Here is a 19,423-nt window from a genome sequence, read left to right as displayed (position 1 = left end):
ACGGGCGGTGCCTCGTTCATGCGCCGGCGGCGTTGCTTGGACAGGTCCGCGAAATGCTCAGGCCCCGCGGTGTGAGGCTGTTGTCGGTCGGGCAGGAGCGCCCGCCCCTTGTACGGACGGAAGGGCGGGCTCTTGCTGCTTCGGTTGCTGGGGAGCCGGCGTCGGGGTGATCGGTTCGCCCATTGCTTCTGGGCCTTGGTGCGGGTGATGAAGGCGGTCCATTCGGTGGGTGTGAGTGCGAGAGCGGGGCCTGGGATGCTTTGCCCTGTCCGTTTCGGTCACGTCTTGAGGTGCGTGAGCCGCCATCCGTCCGGCTTCCCTGAGCGGCTTCACGCCGTCAGGTCGAACGAGACGGTCAAGGTGCTGCTTCCCCGAGTCAGGACTCTTTTCTCGTGGGGCGGGTGGCGGTGCCTCACGTCACTTTCCCTGGCCGGTGTTGTCCGTTTTTGGTTCGGGAGTGGGCGGGTACCGCAGGAGTCTGGTGGGGCGGAAGTCGCGGGTGTGCCAGGTCGTGTTGCTGCCATTCATGGCTGCCTGTTGCGTCTTGCCGGTGTCGAGGTCCTTGGCCGTGACGTGGATGCGGCCGGCGAAGTCGATGTCGAAGGTGACCTCGATCCGCGGGGTGCCGTGGGGCGCCGGCGGCAGGCCGGTCAGCTCTAGTATGCCGAGTTTGTTGTTGTAGGCGGCGATCTCACGTTCGCCCTGGTAGATCGGAATCTGCGCCGACGGCTGGTTGTCTTCGATTGTGGTGAAGATTTCGGAGCGCTTGGTCGGGATCGTGGTGTTGCGCTCGATGAGTTTGGTCATGATGCCGCCCTTGGTCTCGATGCCGAGGGACAGCGGGGTGACGTCGAGGAGCAGGACGTCTTTGACCTGGCCCGTGGTGATGCCGGCTCGGAGTGCCGCGCCGTGGGCGGGGGCCATCTCGGGGTGGAGCATTCTGCGCGGTGCTGTGCCGGTGAGCTCTTCGACGAGTTCGGCGACGGCGGGCATACGGGTGGCACGGCCGATGAGGACGGCATGGTCGATTCCGCCGATGGAGATGCCGGCGTCCTTGATGACGTTGTGGAAGGGCGTTTTGCAGCGCTCCAGGAGGTCTGCGGTCAGCTGCTGGAACTGGGCGCGGGTGAGCTTCTCGTCCAGGTGCAGCGGGCCCTCGGCGGAGGTGGTGATGTAGGGGAGATTGATCGAGGTCTCGGTGGACGAGGACAGTTCGATCTTGGCGTTCTCGGCGGCCTCGCGCAGACGCTGCACCACCATCTTGTCCCGGGAGAGGTCAACGCCGTAGCGGGAGCGGAACTGCTGCACAAGGTATTCGACGATGCGCTGGTCCCAGTCGTCGCCCCCGAGGTGGTTGTCGCCGTTGACGGCCTTGATCTCGACGACGCCGTCGCCGATCTCCGCAACACACACCCCCAGGGTGCCGCCCCCGAGATCGAAGACCAGCACGGTCTGCTCCTCGCCCCAGTCGAGGCCGTAGGCGAGCGCGGCCGCGCTGGGTGCGGCGAGCAGACACGTCACGGTCAGCCCAGCCATCTCGGCCGCCTTCTCGATCGTTCGCCGTCCGTTGTTGTCCAGGAGGGCCGGCACGGTGATCACGACGTCCTGCACGGCGGCATCGAGATACTCTTCGGCGTCCCGTTTGAGCTTGCGCAGGATGTGGGCCGTCACCTCGGCGGACGTGTAGGCGTGTCCTCCGATGCGGGTGTTCAAGTCGTCGCCCAGTTGGCGGGTGGGGTAGCGCACCGTACGGTCGATGTTGGTGATGGCCTGCCGGGCTGCCCGGGACCCCACGAGAATCGTGCCCTCAGCAGACCAGGCAACGACGGAGGGAGTCGCCTCGGATCCTTCCGAGTTGGCGATGACGACGGGCTCGCCGCCCTCTATCACGCTGACGACGGCGGTGGCCGTGCCCAGATCGATGCCAAGTCCCGTGCGAGTTGCGGTGGTTCGAGAAGGTGCGGCGGTGGCCGCGTACTCCGCCCAGTACACCCGGCTCGCCTCGGCGGCCTGCACATCGGCGAATTCGGCCCCATAGACCCGTACGAGGACGGCGGCGATGTCCGCATACCGCCGGGCTGCCTCGAGGGGATCGCCGCCGTGCCCGACCCGCTCCTCCTCGTCCAAGAGAAGCCGTGACGGGCCCTGGCCTGTCCGGCCCCCGCCCATGGGCGGGGGCCGGTAGCCGATGTTCCGGGCAATCGCCAGATCTCCCGCGGTGTCTCCGCTCTGGCGCCGCGGCTTGGGAAGGCCACGGCCGCGCAGGCTCTGGAGCAGAAACCGATACATGTCGTCCAGGGTCAGCAGTTCGGCAGATGCCTCCGGGTCGCCCTCCTTGAGCAGGCGCAGCAGTTCACCGGTGAAAGCGGTGTTGCGTTCGCCGTCCGGCGCAAGAGCGGCCTTGTCCGCCGCGGTGGCGGTGAGAATGTAGCTGCCGGAAATGGCGGTCTGGCCCTTCACGAGATGGTCGGGCGCGGCCATCAGACCCAGGGCGCGGCCGGAGAAGCAGCAGTCGAGGATGACGACGCGGTTGCGTGCCGGGCTGCTGACGACGAGCTCCCGCACACCCCGGTACGGCATGGCCGTATACGGCAGCAGGGCACCGCGCCGGGTCTCTGCGAGGGCCAGATGCAGGCTTCCCTGATCGTCGAGCAGCCCATGCCCGGCGAAATAGATCAGCAGCAGATCCTCGGCCTCTTGCGTGAGGGCATCGAGCCGGCCCACCAACTCCTGCGGGGTGCGAGGGTTGTCGACGACCGTACAGGTGTGCGGGGCGATCCAGCCGTGGACGGGTTCACCGAGGGCCGCAGCTACGTCGATCAGGTTATTGTGCACGGACGGCAGATCGGGAAGCTCCGGGTCGACCAGATGGCTTGAGGTGCCGATCAGGACGACGCGGGAGCGATCGCCGTCAGGCAGTCTCATCGCGGTCGGCGACCGGTTGCCCGGCGTCGAGGAACGTACGGAGCTGCGTGATCACACTCTCTGGATCTTCAACGCGCCGCAGATCGAACTCGAAGCTCTCCCCCGTGGGCCTCACCGCTTTGACCGTTACATCGCTCTTGCGCTGCTTGACCCACTCGACGACGGCGCGGGCGAGAACGCTTGCTGCGCCGCTCGCGGAGAGCGCTACGGCCAGCGCCTCCGGGAGCCCGCCCATCATCCCGGTCGTGATCTTGCCGTGGACCAGCCGGGTCCGCCCTCTGAGATCCTCCTCGTACCGTAGCCATGCGGCCAGGGAGGTGAGCAGCCGTGCGGTTTCGTCGGGACTGGCGCCCGCAACAATCAGTCTGCATTCCATAGTCATAGCCCCCCGTTCCCCCTCATGATGCAGCGACTTCCCCTTGGTGCCTACGCGTTGGCGCCGTAACCTGCTCAACTGCCGCCGGGCGTCGGGTCGATGCCACGCGGGATGGCTCTTCATCGGCGGCCAGGGCGGGAGCTCCTTGCATCGATCGCCGCAGCGGGCGCTGGCCGGTAGCGTGTGGCATCAGCAGGGCGTGGGTGGGGGACATACCGTCGGCTCACGTCGCCGCCTGCCGGTGCAGACATCCAGACCCCCGATCGCTGTAGGCCCTCTTGCCCGCACCGTATCCGCATGCCCACCCCGCGCACAGGCGAACAGCGCTCCCCTTTCGGTCTTTCGGCGAGTGGCAGCCCCAGAAAGCGGTGCGTGCGATGGGGTTTGGGAGTGCACCGGTGGTGGATCGCCTGAGGGCAGGTGAGGGAGTGGCGGGGCCTGATGGGCCGTATGCGGGCTTGCCCCGGCGGTTTGTCTCACGGAACGAGCGGTCGGGAGTCCCGTCCCTGCCGGGGCCGTTTCCGAGTCGGGGGTGTCTCGGGTGGGCTGTGTCCGGCAGGGACGGGGGCTTGGCTTGTAAGGGGCGGTGGGGGAGAAGCTCCGCGGTGGCTGGGGATGATTCCGCCTGATAGATGGTCAAGTCTGTTCGGGTGGCGGGGTGTTGTTTGCGGACTCGTGGAGTGTGCGGCGGCCGGTGAGGATGAGGTCGAAGACGGCGTCGTGTGGGCAGAGGTGGTTGCGGTGGCGTGGTGGGGTGACCCAGTAGGTGCCGGGTGGGGCGGTGTGGTCGAGGGTGGGGATGCCGAGGTAGGTGTCGGGCCCGAGTAATGGGGTGTCGTTGGCGCCGAGCCAGGGGATGGCGGGTGCGTAGGGCACGAGGGCGTAGTAGGTGGGCCCGGCGGTGAGGTGGTCGTGGATGACTGGTCCGTCGAGCGCGTCGCGCACGACCTGGGCGACGTGTTCGGGTTGGTCGCTTCCGGCGGCGGCGTGGATGAGCTGGCCGGGGACGCGGATGGCGTTGAAGCGACGCCCGAGGGGGAGTAGGGCGACCCCTTGCTCGGTCCATTCCGCGTAGGCGCGGCTGGGGGTGGGGTGGGCGGTGGCGAGCCAGTGCCTGATGACCTCGGAGGCGTCCGCGGGTCGGTTGCTGCGCAGGGGTAGGTGTGCGGGTTCGGTGGGTGGGTGCTGGGCGCGAGGGTTCATGCGTGTGGTCTCCGGTAGGCGCGTCGGGCCGTGGCGGTTCACCCGTGGGGCGCCTGAGGTGGTGGTGGGGGATCTGGTGGGGCGATAGGCCCGCACACGGGTCGGCGTCAGTACAGGGCGCGGTTCTGGGGGAGTGCCGGTTGTGGGGAGCCCGCCCTGAGGCTCACCTGTCCAAGGTGCGGGGCTCAGGGCGGGTGCTCGAGGTACGGCCAGGGCGGGACGGCGGCCGCTGGAGTACTCCGGTTCGATGGAGCGGGAGTGGTGGTCATGCGTGGCGGTAGGTGTGGGCGCATCGGGCGTGGATGCGGCCGACCCGGGCGGCAGGGCCGCTGGGAGTGACGTGGTGGTAGGGGAGTGTGTCGTCGCCCTCGCGCAGGGGCTGGTCGCAGGCCAGGCACATGGCTACGTCGGTGAGGGCTTCGTAGTGATCACACAGGGCCGCCAGACGCCGCGCGAGCTGGCGCGCCTGCGCGAGAGCCCCGTACTCGTCCGGTCTTGAGGGGATATGCAGCTTGGTGCGGGCTTCGCCGACGCAGGCGAGGGCGCAGTAGCGGGGCACATCCTCCGCATCCCGCTGCAGGGCGGCCTGTTCGACCTCGGGGATGAGCAGCTGCATGTGTCCGCGCAGCAGTTGCTGGAGGGTGGTCAGCGTGTCGCCTGCGAGGGGCTGCGCGTCCGGTCCGAGCAGCTGGCTGATGCTGTGGCGCATCGTGTCGATGTCTACCGGCTGCGTCAGCGCACTGGCGTGCACGGTGGCGTTCATTGCACATCACCTGCCCTCTGATGCTTAGCGCCGGGCCGCAGGAGCGCCGGGCGAACCGGGGCTGGCTCAGGGGGTGTGTGCCGGGACGGAGGGCGCGGTTTTGCGCGGGAAGACGCCGAACAGCACCTGGGTTGGGGCCGGCAACTGGGGCTGGTGTTGGGGGCGGTCGGCGTGCGCAGGAGTGTGCCGGGCATTGCTGTTCCCATCTGCCGGTTGCTTGGCGCGTGCGACACAGATGGTGGGGCCGGGCGAGGGCCACAAGTACCCCGGCGAGGGGTAGTTGACGGGTGATCAGGCGAAGTGGGTGTGTGGTCTCAGGTGGCGGCGCACCACTGGGCGAAGGTGGTCAGGGCTTCGGCGTCGGCCCGTTTTAGCCGGCGGAGGGTGGCGGCGTCCTCGCGTACCCATGGGTGTTCGCGGGTGTGCTGCGGGGCGATAGCGCGGGCGGTTTTCAGGGAGGTGAAGGCGTCGTCGGTGCGCCCGGACCACAGCTGGGCGCGAGCGAGTTCGATGTAGTAGCCGCTGCGGCGTTCGGCCGGAAGACCGGCGGGCGGTGTCCACTCGCGGCCGATGTCCAGGGCGCCGTGGACGTGGTCGTTGCCGAGGCTGACGGCGACGGACACGTGGTGGATGCGCACGGAGTCCGGGCCGAAGGCCGTGCCTGCGTACACGCCCTCGGGCACACGCTCGGCGAGGGCGGCCGCTTGATCGAGGTGGGCGGTGGCAGCCGCGGTGTTGCGGGCGCGGCCGGCGATGACCGCAGCCCGCATGTGCAGCGCACCCCGCGCGGCGATCGCGGGCATGCCGACGGGAGCGGGGGCAGCATCCATGGCGTGTTCCAAGGCGCGCAGCCCGGCAGCGTGTGCGCGGGCGGCGAAGAACGTCTCCGTGCGCACGTAGGCGACGGACATCGCCAGCAGCGGGTCCTCGGCTGCAGGAGCGGCCCAGCGCATGAGGTCGATCAGGCGCGCGGACAGATCAAAGGCCCCGTACTTGAAGGCGACGGCATCCGCGGTGCGGTATGCCGTGACCAACAGGGCGGCAAGGTGAGGGCGTTGGGCCGCAGCGGCGGTGTGAAAGGCGCGGGCGAGTTCGCCCAGCAGGTCGGGCAGGGTGCGCGCGATGCGCGTGTACTGGGCGGACAGCCGCCAGTCGGCGGCCTCGGCGGTGGCAGCCTGCAACTCGGGCAGTTCCCGTGTGGGACCGTCCTCGGGCAGGTCGTAGGCGGCGATAGCAGCCGACAGCCGAGGCAGTGCGTCGTGAACCCGCGTATGCGCGGCGCCGCGGTCGGCGCGCAGCCGGCTGGGGTCGATGCCCAGCGCCTGCGCAATGGACTCGAGCGTGAGTTCGCTGACGCCGCGTTCCCCGCGCTCGATCTTGCGGATGGCCCCCAGCGACAGACACGCGGCATCGGCGAGCTGCTGCTGCGTCATCCTGGGCCGGACGACGCTGCGGTAGTAGGCGATCCTCCTTCCCACGCCGCCTGCCTGTGCGGGCATCCAAGCCCCCTGTTCGCTGCTCGGCCCCTCTTGTCGAAACCGTACCCGCAGGCCACCCCCGCGCACCGGCGAACAGCCCATCCCTGCTAGGCCGGTGAGGGGCGGCGGGGTTTCATCTGCCGACGATGGCGGCCAGTTGGGTGAGGCTGTCGATGCGCCAGTCCGCGGCCGCGTTCACCTCAGCATCGTCGGCCCACAGATACCCCCACGGCCCGCGCCGCAGGTGGGCGGTGCGCAGGCCTGCGGCCTTCGCCGGGAAGATGTCGTTGGCCGGGTGATCACCGACATACAACGTCGCACTCGGGGCCGCCTGAGCGGCCTCCACCACCCGCCGGAAAAACTCCGGCTGCGGTTTGGCCACTCCCCACTCTCCCGACGTCGCGATCGCATCCACCGGAAGATCCAGGCCGCGCAGCAATTCACCCGCCCGGACGGTCTGGTTGCCGGCGATGACAACGCGTACGCCCCGGCCGCGCAGCTCCGCCAGGGCCGGGCGGACATCGTCGTACAGGTCGCTCTCGTCGAGACGTTCCCCCAGCCCGGCCGCCTCCCGCGCCCGGTACTCGGCGCCGACATCGATTCCCGGACGCATCAGCCGCAGCGCCTCGGCATTGTCGTGGCCCTGCGCCACGACAGCTCCCACGAGAGCGGACACCGTGTGGTGGGGGATCTTCAGCCAGTCCGCCCACGCAGCCCAGTAGCGGTCGTCCCGCGTGATCGTCTCACCGACATCCAGCACCACCGTCTCAATCACCCTGGGAGCTTACGGCGCGCACGCAGATGACCAAGAACCCGCCAACGGTGGGCGAGAACAGCTCGAGGCGGGGCTCTCCCGATGGTCACACGGAGGCTGAGGGGTTTGTTCGGCTCGACAGCCCAGGCCAATGCCAGGGCTTGGCTGCCTACTCGGCGGGCTGCATGGCGGCGGCAATCCACGCCAGGCACCCCTTCCACCCTGCCTCGATCAGCACGGCCGCAAGTTCCGGGCTCCGCCATGGACGCTGCTCGAGCAGATGGGCTACCAGTTTGCGGATATCGGGTACGGGCGGTCTTCAGCAGCAGCCGCCATTCCTCCCAGGTGTCGAACTCGCCGTCATGCCAGAAGGGCGAGATCACGGGGCCGATGATCTGCGCCCCGGCGGCCAGCCGCTTGCTCACCACCGATCGTGCCAGCTCGACAGCCTGTTCTCGGGTCGCGGTTGCCGTGGAGACCGGTCAGTCATGCGCGTGAGACGCGACGCGCACGAACTGACGGTCTCAGGTCTCGGAAATGGAGCAACTGGCCGCACGGGGAGGTCCGTTGGCTGCGGTCGTATGGCAGGCCTGACGACCGCTTCGCGCGTGCTGCTCGGTCTGTGCGGATCAGGTCCGGGTGAACTGACGCAGCCGGTCTCGCTGTTCGAGGCGGCCGCGTCAGTCCAGGAGGTGCGATGCCTTCGGACTAGGGAGGGGGGCCGGTCTGGCGTTGCCTTCGCGGGCGCTGCGGCTGCCACACACAACTCTTCTCATAACTGGAGACTTTTCCTTTCCAGCCCAGTTTCTACCGAAAGGCAGACAGACAGACGATTGCTGCTGCACCATGGCGAGACATTCACCCCGCGCGCAGCCGCACGGGGTGAAGTCGGGGGGACACCATGGGCGGTAGACGCTCAGCGCTGTCGGCGCTTTTTGTTGCCGGATATGTCAGACCTTCGGTTCCCGGACCGGCGACCGGGGAGCATTCCGTCGGCTCTGTTCGTGCGGGCCGTGACGATGTCGGCCACTGGGTCACGGGCGAGGATGCGCTCACGCAGCACGGGTGTGGCGTCAGCCAGATTACGGAGCTCCCATCGCCGCTGCCGCACGGCGAGTACCAGCGCGAGCAGCCAGAAGAACTCCGGTACCAGGGCGCCGATCAGCGTCGCCAGGCCTGTCCACGCAATGATGATGGTGCCGGCGGCTCCATGCGTGGCAAGGACGGCGGCCGCAGGGGCTCCCGCTGCGCCACCTGCCAATGCGCTGAGCGAGGGTCGCTTCATGGACCCCTCCTCCTTCGGTCGAAGGCCGTGTGGAGGGTTGGGGCTGCGCACCTGCTCAGGTCCGAGCGAAATCCAAGATTTTTTCCTGGCCGACTGTTGAGGGGAACTGCCCTGGTCGGGACGGTGAGTGCCGGTGTCTGAGGACGTACTGGACACTCTCACCGACGGGGAACTGGTAGCACTCGCCCAGCAACAGCAGAGCCGGCGTGACGCGCTGGCCGCGATCTACGAACGCTACGAGCAGCCCATCCTGCGGTTATGCATGAGCGAGTTGAAGGAGAAGGACCACGCGCTGGACGCGGCCCATGATGCCTTTGCCGAGCTCACCGAGTACTTCGTCCGCGGCGGGACCCTCAACAACCCTCAGGCCCTGGGCGCTTACCTGCGCACCATCGCGCGCCGCAGATGCATGCCGTACATGCGCGGCGGCACGCCGGGCAAGGGCCACCGAGCGGGGCTGGATCCACTGGTGCTGGGGGACGTTCCCGAACCGGCGGACGCGGATGCCGGTCTGATTGAGGCAGAGGACGATCTCGGGTTACAGCTGGTACGCCAGCTCCTGGACACCCAGGTCGTCCCCTCCCTCAACCCACGCCACCAGGTGATCTACGAGCACGCGATCCGGCGCCGCCTAACCGGCGAGGCGCTCGCCGTGGCCCTGCAGATGAGCCCCGAGCGGGCGAAGAACAACGCCCATCATGTGCGCACGGTCGCCACTTTGGGTTTCACCGCCTTCGCCTTGTTCGCCAGTGGCAGGGGGCGCTGCAAGGACCTGGACGCCATCATCCGCACTGCAGTGGAGCGGGACGGCGAGGAGTTCACCCAGCGGCTCCGCGAGGAGATAACCCGCCACTTCGACACGTGCCCCAACTGCGGCAAGTGCCCGACCTGCGGGCCGCTGCAGGCCAAGCTGATCGCCCGCTACGCCCCCGTCCTCTTCCCGCTGCTCTTCGCAGGCGAACTGCGCGAGAGGTTCCAGGACACGCTCCGGCAGGTCGGCGACAGTAGCGCACTGCCCTCCGAGCCCATGCCCCGAATACCACCGCGCCCCCAAGCGCCGCCCGCCAACACCCTGCAATCGGGACAGGCCGACCGGCGTCTCGGCGAGCGGCTGCGTCTCCCACTCGCCATGACCATCCCTCTCCTGCTCCTCCTGGGTGTCGTCCTCTACCAGCACCGTCCCGCAGCAGACCACCGGCTCCCCACGACCCGCTCCGAAAAGCCGGACACCACGGCGAGCGGGCCCGTGGCGCCCCGGATGGTCCTCACCGACTCCTTCGTCGGCAACAACTCCCTGGCCTTCAGCCCCGACGGCAAAACCCTCGCCACCCTCGTCAGCCCGGACGGCAACGGTGTTGCCTACGACCTTCAGCTGTGGAACACGGCCACCGGCAAACGCGGCACCTCCCTCGCCACGACCGGCAACGGCGTGTCCGCGATGGCCTTCAGCCCCGATGGCCGGACCGTGGCCAGCGGCGCGGGCTCCGACGGCGGCAACCTGGTATTCGTACTACGTGACACAGCAACCGGCCAGGTCACCGACACCATCACCACCATCACCGGCACTAGCGGCGTCAATGAGGGATCCTCGGTCGTTTACAGCCCCGACGGACGCCTTCTCGCGATGTCCGCCTCAGGCGGCGACCTCAACACGCAAGACACGGTTGAGGTCTGGGACACCACAGCTCACTCGTCCGTCGCCACCCGCCCCTTTCCCGGTGAGGCGGTCTACAAGGTGGCCTTCAGCCCCGACGGAACCACACTGGCAGTCGGCGGCGGTGACGGCGTGACCGGAAAGGGAAGCGGCCGCGTCGACCTGCTCACCCCCACCACCGGAACGATCACCACCACCCTCCACACCACGGGAAACTTCGTGTACTCGCTGGCCTTCAGCCCCGACGGCGAGACCCTGGCCACCGCGAGTCAAACGGTCAACAGCTCCGCTCCCACGGCTGGCTCAGTGCAACTATGGGACATGCGCACACACAAGCCCACCGCCCTCACCACGGGCGCCCGCGCCGTGGCCTACAGCTCAAAGGGTGTCCTCGCCGTCGCCGACACGTCACAGGTCCAACTGTGGGACAGCGCCACCCGCACGGTGACCGCAACCCTGACCATGAACCAGGCCAACCAGGTAATCACGGACCTCCTCTTCAACCCCGACGGAACCACACTGGCAGCAGAGAGCGGCAGCACCACGAGGCTCGGCGACGAACACGTCAGCTTCTGGGCGGTACCCCATAGTTCACACTGATCCCTGATGCCGCGCATGCTGGGGAGGGCAATGCGATCGGGGCGGTCGGGACGTGTAGCGCCGGTCTTTTCATCCTCTGGGGCGAATCCCTTTGCGCTTGGGTTGACGGCGAGGTCCGCTGCAGTCTGTCCGAGCATGAACATGACCTCCGCTCTGGCCTGCGGTGATAGGGCCGGGTTGCGTCTTGCGGGGGTGGGGGAGTCAGAGCCGGTTCCTGCGCTGGGTGTCAGTGCCGGTTTCTAGGTTCGCCACCGAACGCACCGCGCTCGGCGGTGTGGGATCCCGGAACGGACATGATCACCATGCACAGCCTGCCTGACCCCCGGCTGGATGAACTGCCCGATGCGCTGCGGCAGTGGGCGCACGACCACCGCATCGTCCTTGTCCCTGCCGTACCGGAGACGGATGCCCATGCCGTCTATCTCGACGCGCAGCACATGGACGCGGCAGCGTTTTGCCAGCTGGCGGTACAGCTTGAGGCCCGCGTCCTCTACCAGGACATCACTCGCTTTGACGCTGGTGCGTTCACCGTCATTGAGGATGACCTCCTCGAGGAGCCACCTGCAGTCCCCGAGAGCGGGTGCGATGCAGATCTTGATGCTCTGTGGGCCAAGGCCCGTTCGTATCAAGGTCGGTCGGCGAGTGCCGACCTGTGCTTCGTCAGCAACGGTGTGGCTCACATCTGGCAGGCCACCGCTCCCTGGCGCACTGAACTCGCCGAGGAGCTGGAGGCCTGGCGTCTGGCGCACCGGCAGGGGGCCGAGGCGGTCGAGGAAGAACCTTATGATCCCGAGGCGGAGCGGGCGCGTGAACAGGCTATGGCTGCTCAGCTCCAGGAGCTGTCCGAGTTCCGCTGCGCCAAGAACGCTCTCACCCGTCGTGAGATCGCAAACCGGATCTTCCCAGCCGAAGATGAGGACGGCCGCCGCCCCTGGCAGCTGGGGCGCGCCATCACAGAAGCGCATGCAGCTGTCCAGCTAGCGGCGAAGGCCGTCTACGCCGACTACGAAGCACACCTCGATGAGATCGCCGATGAACTGGTGGCATCGGGCGTGCTCACCCAGGTGAGCGGGGCTTCGTCTCGACGGATCAAGGCGGCGGACTTCCTTACCCGGCGTTCGGGTGGCTATCCGCCTCCGGGCCGCACTCTGACTCTTCTGCTGGACCGGCCCCAGCTGAAAGCGATCAGGAAGAGTCCGGCAGCAGACAGCGCGACTCTTCCGCTGGTCCCGTGATGAACTCACCTTGAGGCACAGCAGGTGATGGCCTAGAGCTCGGAATCCCGGTCACCACCTGCAGGGCGTTCTACCAGCGCATGCCGAGTTGGTCGAGGTCGGTGCGGCGTTGGGGGGTGAGTTTGGCGGCTCGGCGGCGGGTGTTGTCGAGCCAGGCTCCCAGCTTGACGGCGATTTCCCGGCCGTTGCCGTTCGCGGTGAGTGTCTCAAGGTGTTTGCGGGGAACGGCCAGGTGGCCTTCGCGGGCGTGGAACTGTGCGGCCGCCGCCATGTTGAGTGCCCACTTGTCGTCCTGGGTGCGTTTCGTCGGCCGTTCTTCCGCCTGGGCGGGTTCGAGCCCGAGCGTGTTCTCCACCAGCCACTGCTGTGCAGGCAGGAGCCTGTCCCAGTCCAGTCGCTGCGCCATCACCCATGCCCCGAGGTCTTCACCCTGCACGGTCAATGCGCCTGCTGTGGTGGGTAGTTCACCGCCGGTCTGGACGTGGGTGAGGGCGAGGCGGAAGCAGCGCTGCCAGGCGATGTCCCAGCCGAGGGGGCACCAGCCCGGATCGATGGCCTCCAGTGCTTCCAGGCGGCTTGGTGCCAGCTCCCCGCTGCTGGCGACTGTCTGCCCGGCGGCGCGCCGTTCGGCGTTCTGCAAGCTCCTGCGCGCGGCAGCACGCTGGTTCTTCAGCCACGTGCCCAGCGGGTAGCCGTCCTTGCCGACGGCGGTGGCCGGGGCGAGGAGGTGTCCGTGTTCGGTGGCGTAGGCGCGGGCGGCGGCGAGGCCTTCGTCGAAGGCCGTGTCGTGGGCGGACCACAGCATGCCCAGCTTCTCGAGCTCAAGCACACGCTCAGCCTCAAGGGCCCCGTCGTTGTAGTAGCGACGCTGGTCGGCCAGCCATACCCCGAGCGGATACCCGCCGACGCCCGGCCGGTCGGTCGGCACGGTGTAGGTGTAGGGCACGCGCAGTTCGCTGTTGCCGGTCTCGCGCAACCAGTGGGTGGCGGCTTCGATGCCGCGCCGCCAGTAGGCGTTTTCGGGGTCGATGACCCGCAGCCGCACGAACCGGGCGAGCGTGGCGGGGTCACGTTCTTCGCTGAACCGCAGCAGTCCCGCGGCCGCCGCACTGACCGCTGCCTCGCCGCCGGCGCTGCCCTCGACGACACCCTCGTCCTCGAACCTCGCTGCTCCACCGGCCTGTTCGCTGCCACCGGCTTGGTCGGGGCGGCTGCTGCGGATGCGGGGATCGGCGAGCGCCTCGATGGTCTCCGTGTCGTGTGCCCGCAGGGCGGTGAGGATTTTCGCGAGGGTCTCGTAGGCGCTGGAGGTCAGCATCTCGTCCGGGCTCTCGTCCGGACCGAGGAAGACCGGCACGACCAGGGAGGCGATCTTTCCCTCGCCGGGGTGCATACGCAGGGCCCGTCCGACCATCTGCACGATGTCCACCATGGAGCCACGGGCATCGCAGAAGTAGACGGCGTCGCACTGTGCGGTGTCGACTCCTTCTCCAAGCACCCGCACCGAGCTCAACACCCGCAGTGCGGCCGGGATATCGGCGTGCTCGCCGGTGATGAAGTCGCAGGCGAAGTCGTCCAGTACCTTCCGACGGTGGGTGGGGGAGTGTTCCCCATACAGCCACTGCGCCCACACCCGCTGCGCCGGCGGGAACCGCCCAGGGTCCTGCTCCCGCAGCTGGACCGCAACGCCCCGAATCCCGGCGGCCATCGCCTCGGCCTCGCTGACCCGGCTGTGAAAAGCGAGAACACGCCGCAGCCGTTCACCGGCGGCCGCGGTCAGCAGGCCGGTCTGCATCGCGGCCAGACGCGCCCCGCGCACCCGGTCGGAGCCCGCCTCGCCGGCTGCGAGGGCGGCGTGCAGGTGGGGGTCACGGATGTCGACACACACCACCTGATACGGGGCCACGATCCCGCGCCGGATCGCCTCCGACAGCTTCAGCTTGTACGCGACCGGCCCGAAGACGGGGCTGTGCTCGTCCATGCTGGCCACCAGCCGCGACCCGGCACCGTCCGCCTCCCACACCCGGGCGGTGGCGGTCATGTACAGGCGCCGTACTGCCGGGATCCGCGCCTGATCGTGCACCGCCGCCCACGGCTTGCCCGCATCCCCACTCGTGCGGTGCGCCTCGTCCACCACCATCAGGTCCCACACCGCCAGCCCGGCTTCATGGGCTCGCTGCAGGATCCCCAGGCCCACCGCTGCATACGTGGCGAACACCGTCACCTGCTCCAGATCCCCGGTCCACGCCACCAGCTCGTCCGCGTCGGTCGTACACGGGATGCCCTCGCTCTCCTGGGCCCGCAGCGAGCACACCCCGACCATCGCACCGTGCCGCCCGCCCTGGCGCCACGCGGCGGCGGCCTGTGTCAGCAGATCCAGCGTCGGCACCAGAACGAGCAGGCGCCGCGCGCCCAGCCGGTGCACGGACTCAACGGCGATCAGCGTCTTCCCGGACCCGGTCGCGGCGACGACCTGCGTTCTCAACCCTTGCGGAGGGATACGGCCGCCGGGGGGTACCTGGAGGTGTCTGACCACGCTGTCCGCTGCCTCGAGTTGATGCGGGCGCAGCGTCATGGGGGCCATGAAAACCTCGAGAACAGACGGTGGGCGACGACTTCCGTACGTCATTGTGCCCGGCAGAGCCTTCTGAGGCTGGGGAAGACGCTGTGCTCCGGCCACGCTCGTGTGTGGGTGTCCGCGGGCGGTGAGATGTGGGGGACTGGTTCCGGAAGGAACCGATCGTCAGAGTTTGCGCAGGCGCAGACTCACACGGTCCCCATCGTCATACAACGCGCTCACACCGGCTTAACGACGAACACCGGCAACCGGCACCCAAGCCCAGCCGGTCATCGCGCACGGCGGTGAGTGGAGCCGCCTGCGCACGGTGGCAGGCCTGCGCGATCGGCTGTGCATTCGCTGCTGCCGTGACCATTGCGCAAACCTTCTGCGCAGAGCCCGCGCGCGGTGCGCAGCCACTCGGGGCCGGTGCGCAGGCCTACGTACTGGAGCCGGGAGGCTGACTTCAACTGATGCGCAATCGGCGACCGATTGCGCAGATTCCGGCCAGACACTCTGCGCAACGCTGTGACCTGCTGTGGTCGGGCCCACGGTCGGGGGTGGAGACCGTCATGGTCGGGGGCGGTGGGGGCCATGGTCGGGCCTACGGGTTGGCACTGAATCGCCTGTAACCAGCGCTGTGCAAGCGGCTACGGTGACGATCAACGCGCCGCAGGAGCACAGGGGGAACGATGCGAACGGCAGCCAGAATGCGCACACTCGGTCTTTGCGCATGCGCAGTCACTCTCGCCGCATGCGACTCCAGCAAGGACAGCGGTGAGTGGACCGAGACCCGCACCACCACCCAAACCACCGCCATCGGTGAAGCACAGGCCCTCACCTCCTGAACACCCCAAATGCCACGCCCTCCCAGGAACCTCAGGCCTAGACCGGGCCATGGGACGGACCGACCGCGCCAGCCGAGTGATCGCGGCACCACGTGCGACCGTCTACGGCGCCCTCCTGGACCGAGAGTCCCGGGAAGCCTGGCTGCCGCCGGCCGACATACGCGGGCGGGTCGAGCAGCGAGACCCCCGGCCCGGTGGTGGCCTCCGGATGGTCCTCACCTACCTCGACCCCACCGACAGCCCGGCAAGACATCAGACGCGTCGGATGTCGTCGACGTCACCTTCGCCGACCTGATGCCACCGCAGCGGGTAGTGCAGCGAGTGGTGTTCGAGGCCAACGACCCCTCGTACGCGGGCACCATGACGATGACCTGGCACCTCACTACCACCAGTGAAGGAACCGAGGTGACCGTCACCGCCACGGACATACCACCCGCATCGACCAAGCGCTCCACGAGGCTGGGATCGCCTCCTCGCTGGCCAACCTGGCGTCGTACGTCGAAGCGGCCGGCTGACTCAGGCACCCCACAGCCCAGCATCGCACCCTCATGGAGATACTCGAAAGCCCGGCGGCTCCCGAAGCCATGTGCCGTTCTCACAGCCCTGAGCCCCGGGACCGCGCCACGCCCACGCCTTCTTCCTCACGCATACAGTCAAGGGGCGGTGGGCGGTGACCTGCCGTGGTCGGGCTCACCACCCTGGCTGTTCAGACCATGGTCGGGGCGGCGCTGGAGCGGCTGAGCGGGGAGCGTCGGGCCGTGTGGGGGCGACTTGGGGGCGGTGGGTGTGCATCCAGCTGACTCTCTGCTCGGGATCCTGGATGGGCCGCCAAACGGGCGCTGACGGCCCGTCGCGGAGTATGTCGGCCATGGGCGCCGCGAGGACGTGAACATGCCGCAGGAAGCCCCGCAGCGCCCCAAACTCGGCGGAGGCGCGCAGGGCCTGGACGCGGCTCTCGATGCCGACAGGACCGGTTCCATCCAAGACAAACAGCAGTCGAGGAAAGAGGGCATACCGGCGCCTCCAATCCTCCTGCGGCGGCTCCTGGTTGGGGCCCGGCCGCGGCCGCCCGACGGGAGAGGGCACATAGTTGTGGAGGCGGGCGTAGGCGGTGAGCTTCGCGGCCAGGCGTTCGGGCCCCATGGTCGCCCGGTCAACTTCCACGAAAGCTCGCAACATCGCCCCACCCTCGCCGTCCTCCTCATCGCAGCAGTAGTACAGCAGGGCGTCCGGGATAACGGCTTCACCCCCGCCGAGGGAGTGGTAGACCTCCGGGATCCAGTCCAGCGGCCGGCACACATCCCCACGGCAACGCGCATCCTGCAGGAAAGCGAGGCCAGTCTCCGTCACCGCAAGCGCATGCCCCACCCGCAGCCGCGCGGCAGTACGGTCGGCGACCAGCCGCGGCGGCCGCCACCCCCTGAACTCCGGCCACTCCGAAGCGACGTCCACCCCGTACTGAGTGGCAAACCACACCCGACTCCGCCCAGCCCGCGGCAAGGTGATGCGATCGACCAGCCCCTCATCGCGCAACTTCGCCAGCCTGCGCCGGGTCTGCTCGGCCCGCACCCCCGGCGCGATGACCAGATGCATCTGCTCCGTCGTTGCCAACCGGTACTGCGCCAGCACCGCCAGCGCCAGCCGATCCGCCCCACCCGTGTCCACATTCAGCATGCGCTGCCCTCCCACAACGAGTGCAACGCCGATACTTGTTACGGCGCCGCGCGTACAACCCAGGCCAGCAGCAAGCCCCGACCAAGATCCCGACCACCCAGGCCCGACCAGCGTCACGATGCGATAACCCCGCCCCCGACCAGGCCCACATCCCTAACGAATGCACCACCGACATCCCCGCCCACAACGGTCCCTGCATCACAGGCAGGTGACGACATATCAGCAGCTCACCAGGCACTTTCGGCGTGGTCGCCAGCCCGACATCCCCCTCTGCACACCCCCGCACCACTCCCAAGCAAGAAGAAAGAAGGGAAGGGCGGGCGGGACGGTGGGCGTGCCTCAGGGGATCGGGGCGCGTCCGTTGCCGGGGCGCGTCGGCAGAGCCTCCGCGCTCGAGCGCCGGACAGACGCCGGCGCCCTGCAAGCCGACAGAAAGGGAGCAGCCGGACCGCCCTGCACCGAGTGGGCCGATCACAACGCACTGCCGCTCACCCCTCCCACACGACACCGGGCGCCGATGTTTTCGACCACACAGGTGCCCCACGACGTCCTGCATCCCGTACCCTAGAAAAGCCTTGGAGAGAGGCCAGCTGGCGGGGAATACCCGGACCAGGTTTGCCGACCTACCGGGATTACATATCCCCCGCCAGCAGAAAACAGCAGCGCGCACCAATTCCCGCGCGCGGTCTGCTCCGCAGACTCGACGCGCCGCCGCTACGCGGCGGAATACCCCGAGGCCGCTCCGCGCCCCGAAAGCAGCCTTCGCATTGCTGCGCAATGCGCGAGAGGGGCAACCCGCATCAGCGGGTCGCCCCTCTCGGTATCCACGACGCTCCGCGCCGCTTGAGCGGGGGCGCCGGATCATGACCGGCACCCCCGCTCATCCCTTGCCCCGCCCCCGGCGGCAGCGAGGCAAGGAGCGGACCAGGTCGCCATCCCGGCCCGCCATGGTGGCCGTTAGAGGACCGTGTAGGCCACAGGCGGATATACCGCCTCGCCGCCGTCCTCATCCTCAGGCTGGGAGTGGACGCTGAACGCATCCACGAAATCGGCCCGTTCACCATCCCCGACCAGCTCGGCAGCCTCAGCCGCGCTGCACTCGTTGAGCACCGTGTAGCACAGGTGCCAAGCCCGGACCGTGCACGCCGGACCGCCCTCCTCCGACACCGAACGCAGATACATCACGCCGTACGACAGAGGCTGCGCCAGCCCACAAGCCAGCAGGAACGCCATGTTGTGGAGGTACTTCTCCTCAGCACCCACCAGATCATCCGGAGTGCCCTCACCCTCGACCGTGAGCGGCAGAGTGGCCGTCAGCGGTCGCTCCTGACCATCCATCGTGACCCCCAGTCGCACCACGTGCTCACCCGGCGCCAGCCGCGCCATCAGGTGAGCCAAAACCGTATATGCCTCCTCGCGAGCTTCTGCGAAACGGTCGAGAGAAACCGGCTTGAGTTGCGCCATTGTCGAATTCCTTTTCGCCGTGGAGAGATGCGATTTTGCCGCCGATGAGGTTGCCGCCTCATCGAGCAACTTAATTCTATTCCGATGATCTCGGTCACGGAATGGGGCGTGAGGCCATACCCGAAAAACAAGCCAGCTTCCCCGGACGGTACGCGGACAGAGAGTTTCTGTTCTTCTGTGAAATCGAGCATATCCGTTACAGTCGGCCACGAAAGGCGATACGGCAGTAAGGCATCAGCCCAGAATCTATCCAGAGTCTAAGAATGACGCACATCGAAGTTGGCCAAAAACATCACCCTCGGCTGTGATGTGACAGTCCGTCACTTCAGTCGAGGCAAGGGCGTTGGCGGACGACAGGCAATACCAACCCGAACAGGGGAACAGTCAAAGGCGGGTGACGACCCGTCACACCACTACCGCCCTGCTGGCTGCCCCCTGACACGCCCGAAGGGTGTGTCAGATTCCGTACCGGCCTGCGGAGCAGGCCGGTACGGCCGGATCACGGAGTGATCCGGAGGCGGAACGGAGTTCCGCCTTTTCCGCGCGGAGCGCGGAATTCTCCGCCGCGTAGCGGCGGCGCGTCGTGTCTGCGGAGCAGACCGCGCGC

The 19,423-nt window shown here is 68.1% G+C and carries 13 protein-coding genes and 2 pseudogenes; 3 read left to right on the top strand and 12 right to left on the bottom strand.

Annotated elements, in window-relative coordinates; translation table 11 throughout:
* Positions 1 to 510: 510 nt before the first annotated feature.
* From ACFY1L_RS46230 to ACFY1L_RS46190, 9 genes and pseudogenes are all read right to left on the bottom strand, one after another.
* A pseudogene (locus ACFY1L_RS46230) lies at positions 511 to 1,923 on the bottom strand (Hsp70 family protein); the annotation flags it as partial.
* 405 nt (positions 1,924 to 2,328) lie between these two features.
* Positions 2,329 to 2,925: pseudogene (locus ACFY1L_RS46225) on the bottom strand (caspase family protein); the annotation flags it as partial.
* The gene (locus ACFY1L_RS46220; protein WP_351329876.1) at positions 2,912 to 3,301 is read right to left on the bottom strand and encodes a hypothetical protein; all 390 of its coding nucleotides are present in this window, start codon (positions 3,299 to 3,301) and stop codon (positions 2,912 to 2,914) included. The pseudogene ACFY1L_RS46225 and the gene ACFY1L_RS46220, both read right to left, overlap by 14 nt.
* 636 nt (positions 3,302 to 3,937) lie before the next feature.
* A complete protein-coding gene (locus ACFY1L_RS46215; RefSeq protein WP_351329875.1) occupies positions 3,938 to 4,504 on the bottom strand; it encodes a hypothetical protein in 567 nt (188 codons plus the stop codon).
* A gap of 265 nt (positions 4,505 to 4,769) precedes the next feature.
* Positions 4,770 to 5,267 (bottom strand): DUF6415 family natural product biosynthesis protein, encoded by a 498-nt coding sequence (locus ACFY1L_RS46210; protein ID WP_388839603.1) that lies wholly within the window; start codon positions 5,265 to 5,267, stop codon positions 4,770 to 4,772.
* Between the two features lie 314 nt (positions 5,268 to 5,581).
* Positions 5,582 to 6,766, bottom strand: a complete 1,185-nt coding sequence (locus ACFY1L_RS46205) for a helix-turn-helix transcriptional regulator (RefSeq protein ID WP_351329873.1) — start codon at positions 6,764 to 6,766, stop codon at positions 5,582 to 5,584.
* A gap of 112 nt (positions 6,767 to 6,878) precedes the next feature.
* Complete coding sequence (locus ACFY1L_RS46200; protein ID WP_351329872.1) at positions 6,879 to 7,520, bottom strand: HAD family hydrolase; 642 nt, start codon at positions 7,518 to 7,520, stop codon at positions 6,879 to 6,881.
* On the bottom strand, positions 7,517 to 7,924 hold the full coding sequence (gene cutA, locus ACFY1L_RS46195) for a divalent cation tolerance protein CutA (protein WP_351329870.1): 408 nt from the start codon (positions 7,922 to 7,924) through the stop codon (positions 7,517 to 7,519). The genes ACFY1L_RS46200 and cutA overlap by 4 nt, the downstream gene beginning before the upstream one ends.
* Positions 7,925 to 8,415: 491 nt before the next feature.
* Positions 8,416 to 8,784 carry a hypothetical protein gene (locus ACFY1L_RS46190; protein WP_351329869.1) on the bottom strand — a complete coding sequence of 123 codons (369 nt, stop codon included), beginning with the start codon at positions 8,782 to 8,784 and terminating at the stop codon, positions 8,416 to 8,418.
* A 133-nt stretch (positions 8,785 to 8,917) separates the two neighbouring features.
* Between ACFY1L_RS46190 and ACFY1L_RS46185 the strand changes: the two genes are divergently transcribed.
* Together ACFY1L_RS46185 and ACFY1L_RS46180 are read left to right on the top strand one after the other, a co-directional pair.
* Positions 8,918 to 11,038, top strand: a complete 2,121-nt coding sequence (locus tag ACFY1L_RS46185) for a hypothetical protein (protein WP_351329867.1) — start codon at positions 8,918 to 8,920, stop codon at positions 11,036 to 11,038.
* Between the two features lie 293 nt (positions 11,039 to 11,331).
* The gene (locus ACFY1L_RS46180) at positions 11,332 to 12,273 is read left to right on the top strand and encodes a hypothetical protein (protein WP_351329866.1); all 942 of its coding nucleotides are present in this window, start codon (positions 11,332 to 11,334) and stop codon (positions 12,271 to 12,273) included.
* Positions 12,274 to 12,343: 70 nt separating this feature from the next.
* Here ACFY1L_RS46180 and ACFY1L_RS46175 read toward each other — a convergent pair whose 3' ends face one another.
* A complete protein-coding gene (locus ACFY1L_RS46175) occupies positions 12,344 to 14,848 on the bottom strand; it encodes a Helicase associated domain protein (RefSeq protein ID WP_388839597.1) in 2,505 nt (834 codons plus the stop codon).
* An 839-nt stretch (positions 14,849 to 15,687) separates the two neighbouring features.
* Here ACFY1L_RS46175 and ACFY1L_RS46170 point away from each other — a divergent pair.
* A complete protein-coding gene (locus ACFY1L_RS46170) occupies positions 15,688 to 16,419 on the top strand; it encodes an SRPBCC domain-containing protein (RefSeq protein ID WP_351329864.1) in 732 nt (243 codons plus the stop codon).
* On the opposite strand, the gene ACFY1L_RS46165 is transcribed toward ACFY1L_RS46170, so the two are convergent.
* Entirely contained in the window at positions 16,369 to 17,352 is a 984-nt protein-coding gene (locus ACFY1L_RS46165; protein ID WP_351329863.1) for a replication-relaxation family protein, read from the bottom strand. The genes ACFY1L_RS46170 and ACFY1L_RS46165 overlap by 51 nt on opposite strands.
* Before the next feature lie 957 nt (positions 17,353 to 18,309).
* Positions 18,310 to 18,816 (bottom strand): hypothetical protein, encoded by a 507-nt coding sequence (locus ACFY1L_RS46160; RefSeq protein ID WP_351329862.1) that lies wholly within the window; start codon positions 18,814 to 18,816, stop codon positions 18,310 to 18,312.
* Positions 18,817 to 19,423: the final 607 nt, after the last annotated feature.

Origin of the sequence: Streptomyces sp. NPDC001663 (assembly GCF_042893105.1) — a bacterium.
GTDB lineage: Bacteria > Actinomycetota > Actinomycetes > Streptomycetales > Streptomycetaceae > Streptomyces.
This window is presented reverse-complemented; position numbering and strand designations above follow the sequence as displayed.

What these genes read in the sequence shown, in the direction of transcription:
- ACFY1L_RS46220 (WP_351329876.1), bottom strand. Translation starts at nt 3,301, where the DNA reads ATGGAATGCAGACTGATTGTTGCGGGCGCCAGTCCCGACGAAACCGCA.
- ACFY1L_RS46215 (WP_351329875.1), bottom strand. Translation starts at nt 4,504, where the DNA reads ATGAACCCTCGCGCCCAGCACCCACCCACCGAACCCGCACACCTACCC.
- ACFY1L_RS46210 (WP_388839603.1), bottom strand. Translation starts at nt 5,267, where the DNA reads ATGAACGCCACCGTGCACGCCAGTGCGCTGACGCAGCCGGTAGACATC.
- ACFY1L_RS46205 (WP_351329873.1), bottom strand. Translation starts at nt 6,766, where the DNA reads ATGCCCGCACAGGCAGGCGGCGTGGGAAGGAGGATCGCCTACTACCGC.
- ACFY1L_RS46190 (WP_351329869.1), bottom strand. Translation starts at nt 8,784, where the DNA reads ATGAAGCGACCCTCGCTCAGCGCATTGGCAGGTGGCGCAGCGGGAGCC.
- ACFY1L_RS46180 (WP_351329866.1), top strand. Translation starts at nt 11,332, where the DNA reads ATGATCACCATGCACAGCCTGCCTGACCCCCGGCTGGATGAACTGCCC.
- ACFY1L_RS46175 (WP_388839597.1), bottom strand. Translation starts at nt 14,848, where the DNA reads ATGACGCTGCGCCCGCATCAACTCGAGGCAGCGGACAGCGTGGTCAGA.
- ACFY1L_RS46170 (WP_351329864.1), top strand. Translation starts at nt 15,688, where the DNA reads ATGCCACGCCCTCCCAGGAACCTCAGGCCTAGACCGGGCCATGGGACG.
- ACFY1L_RS46165 (WP_351329863.1), bottom strand. Translation starts at nt 17,352, where the DNA reads ATGCTGAATGTGGACACGGGTGGGGCGGATCGGCTGGCGCTGGCGGTG.
- ACFY1L_RS46160 (WP_351329862.1), bottom strand. Translation starts at nt 18,816, where the DNA reads ATGGCGCAACTCAAGCCGGTTTCTCTCGACCGTTTCGCAGAAGCTCGC.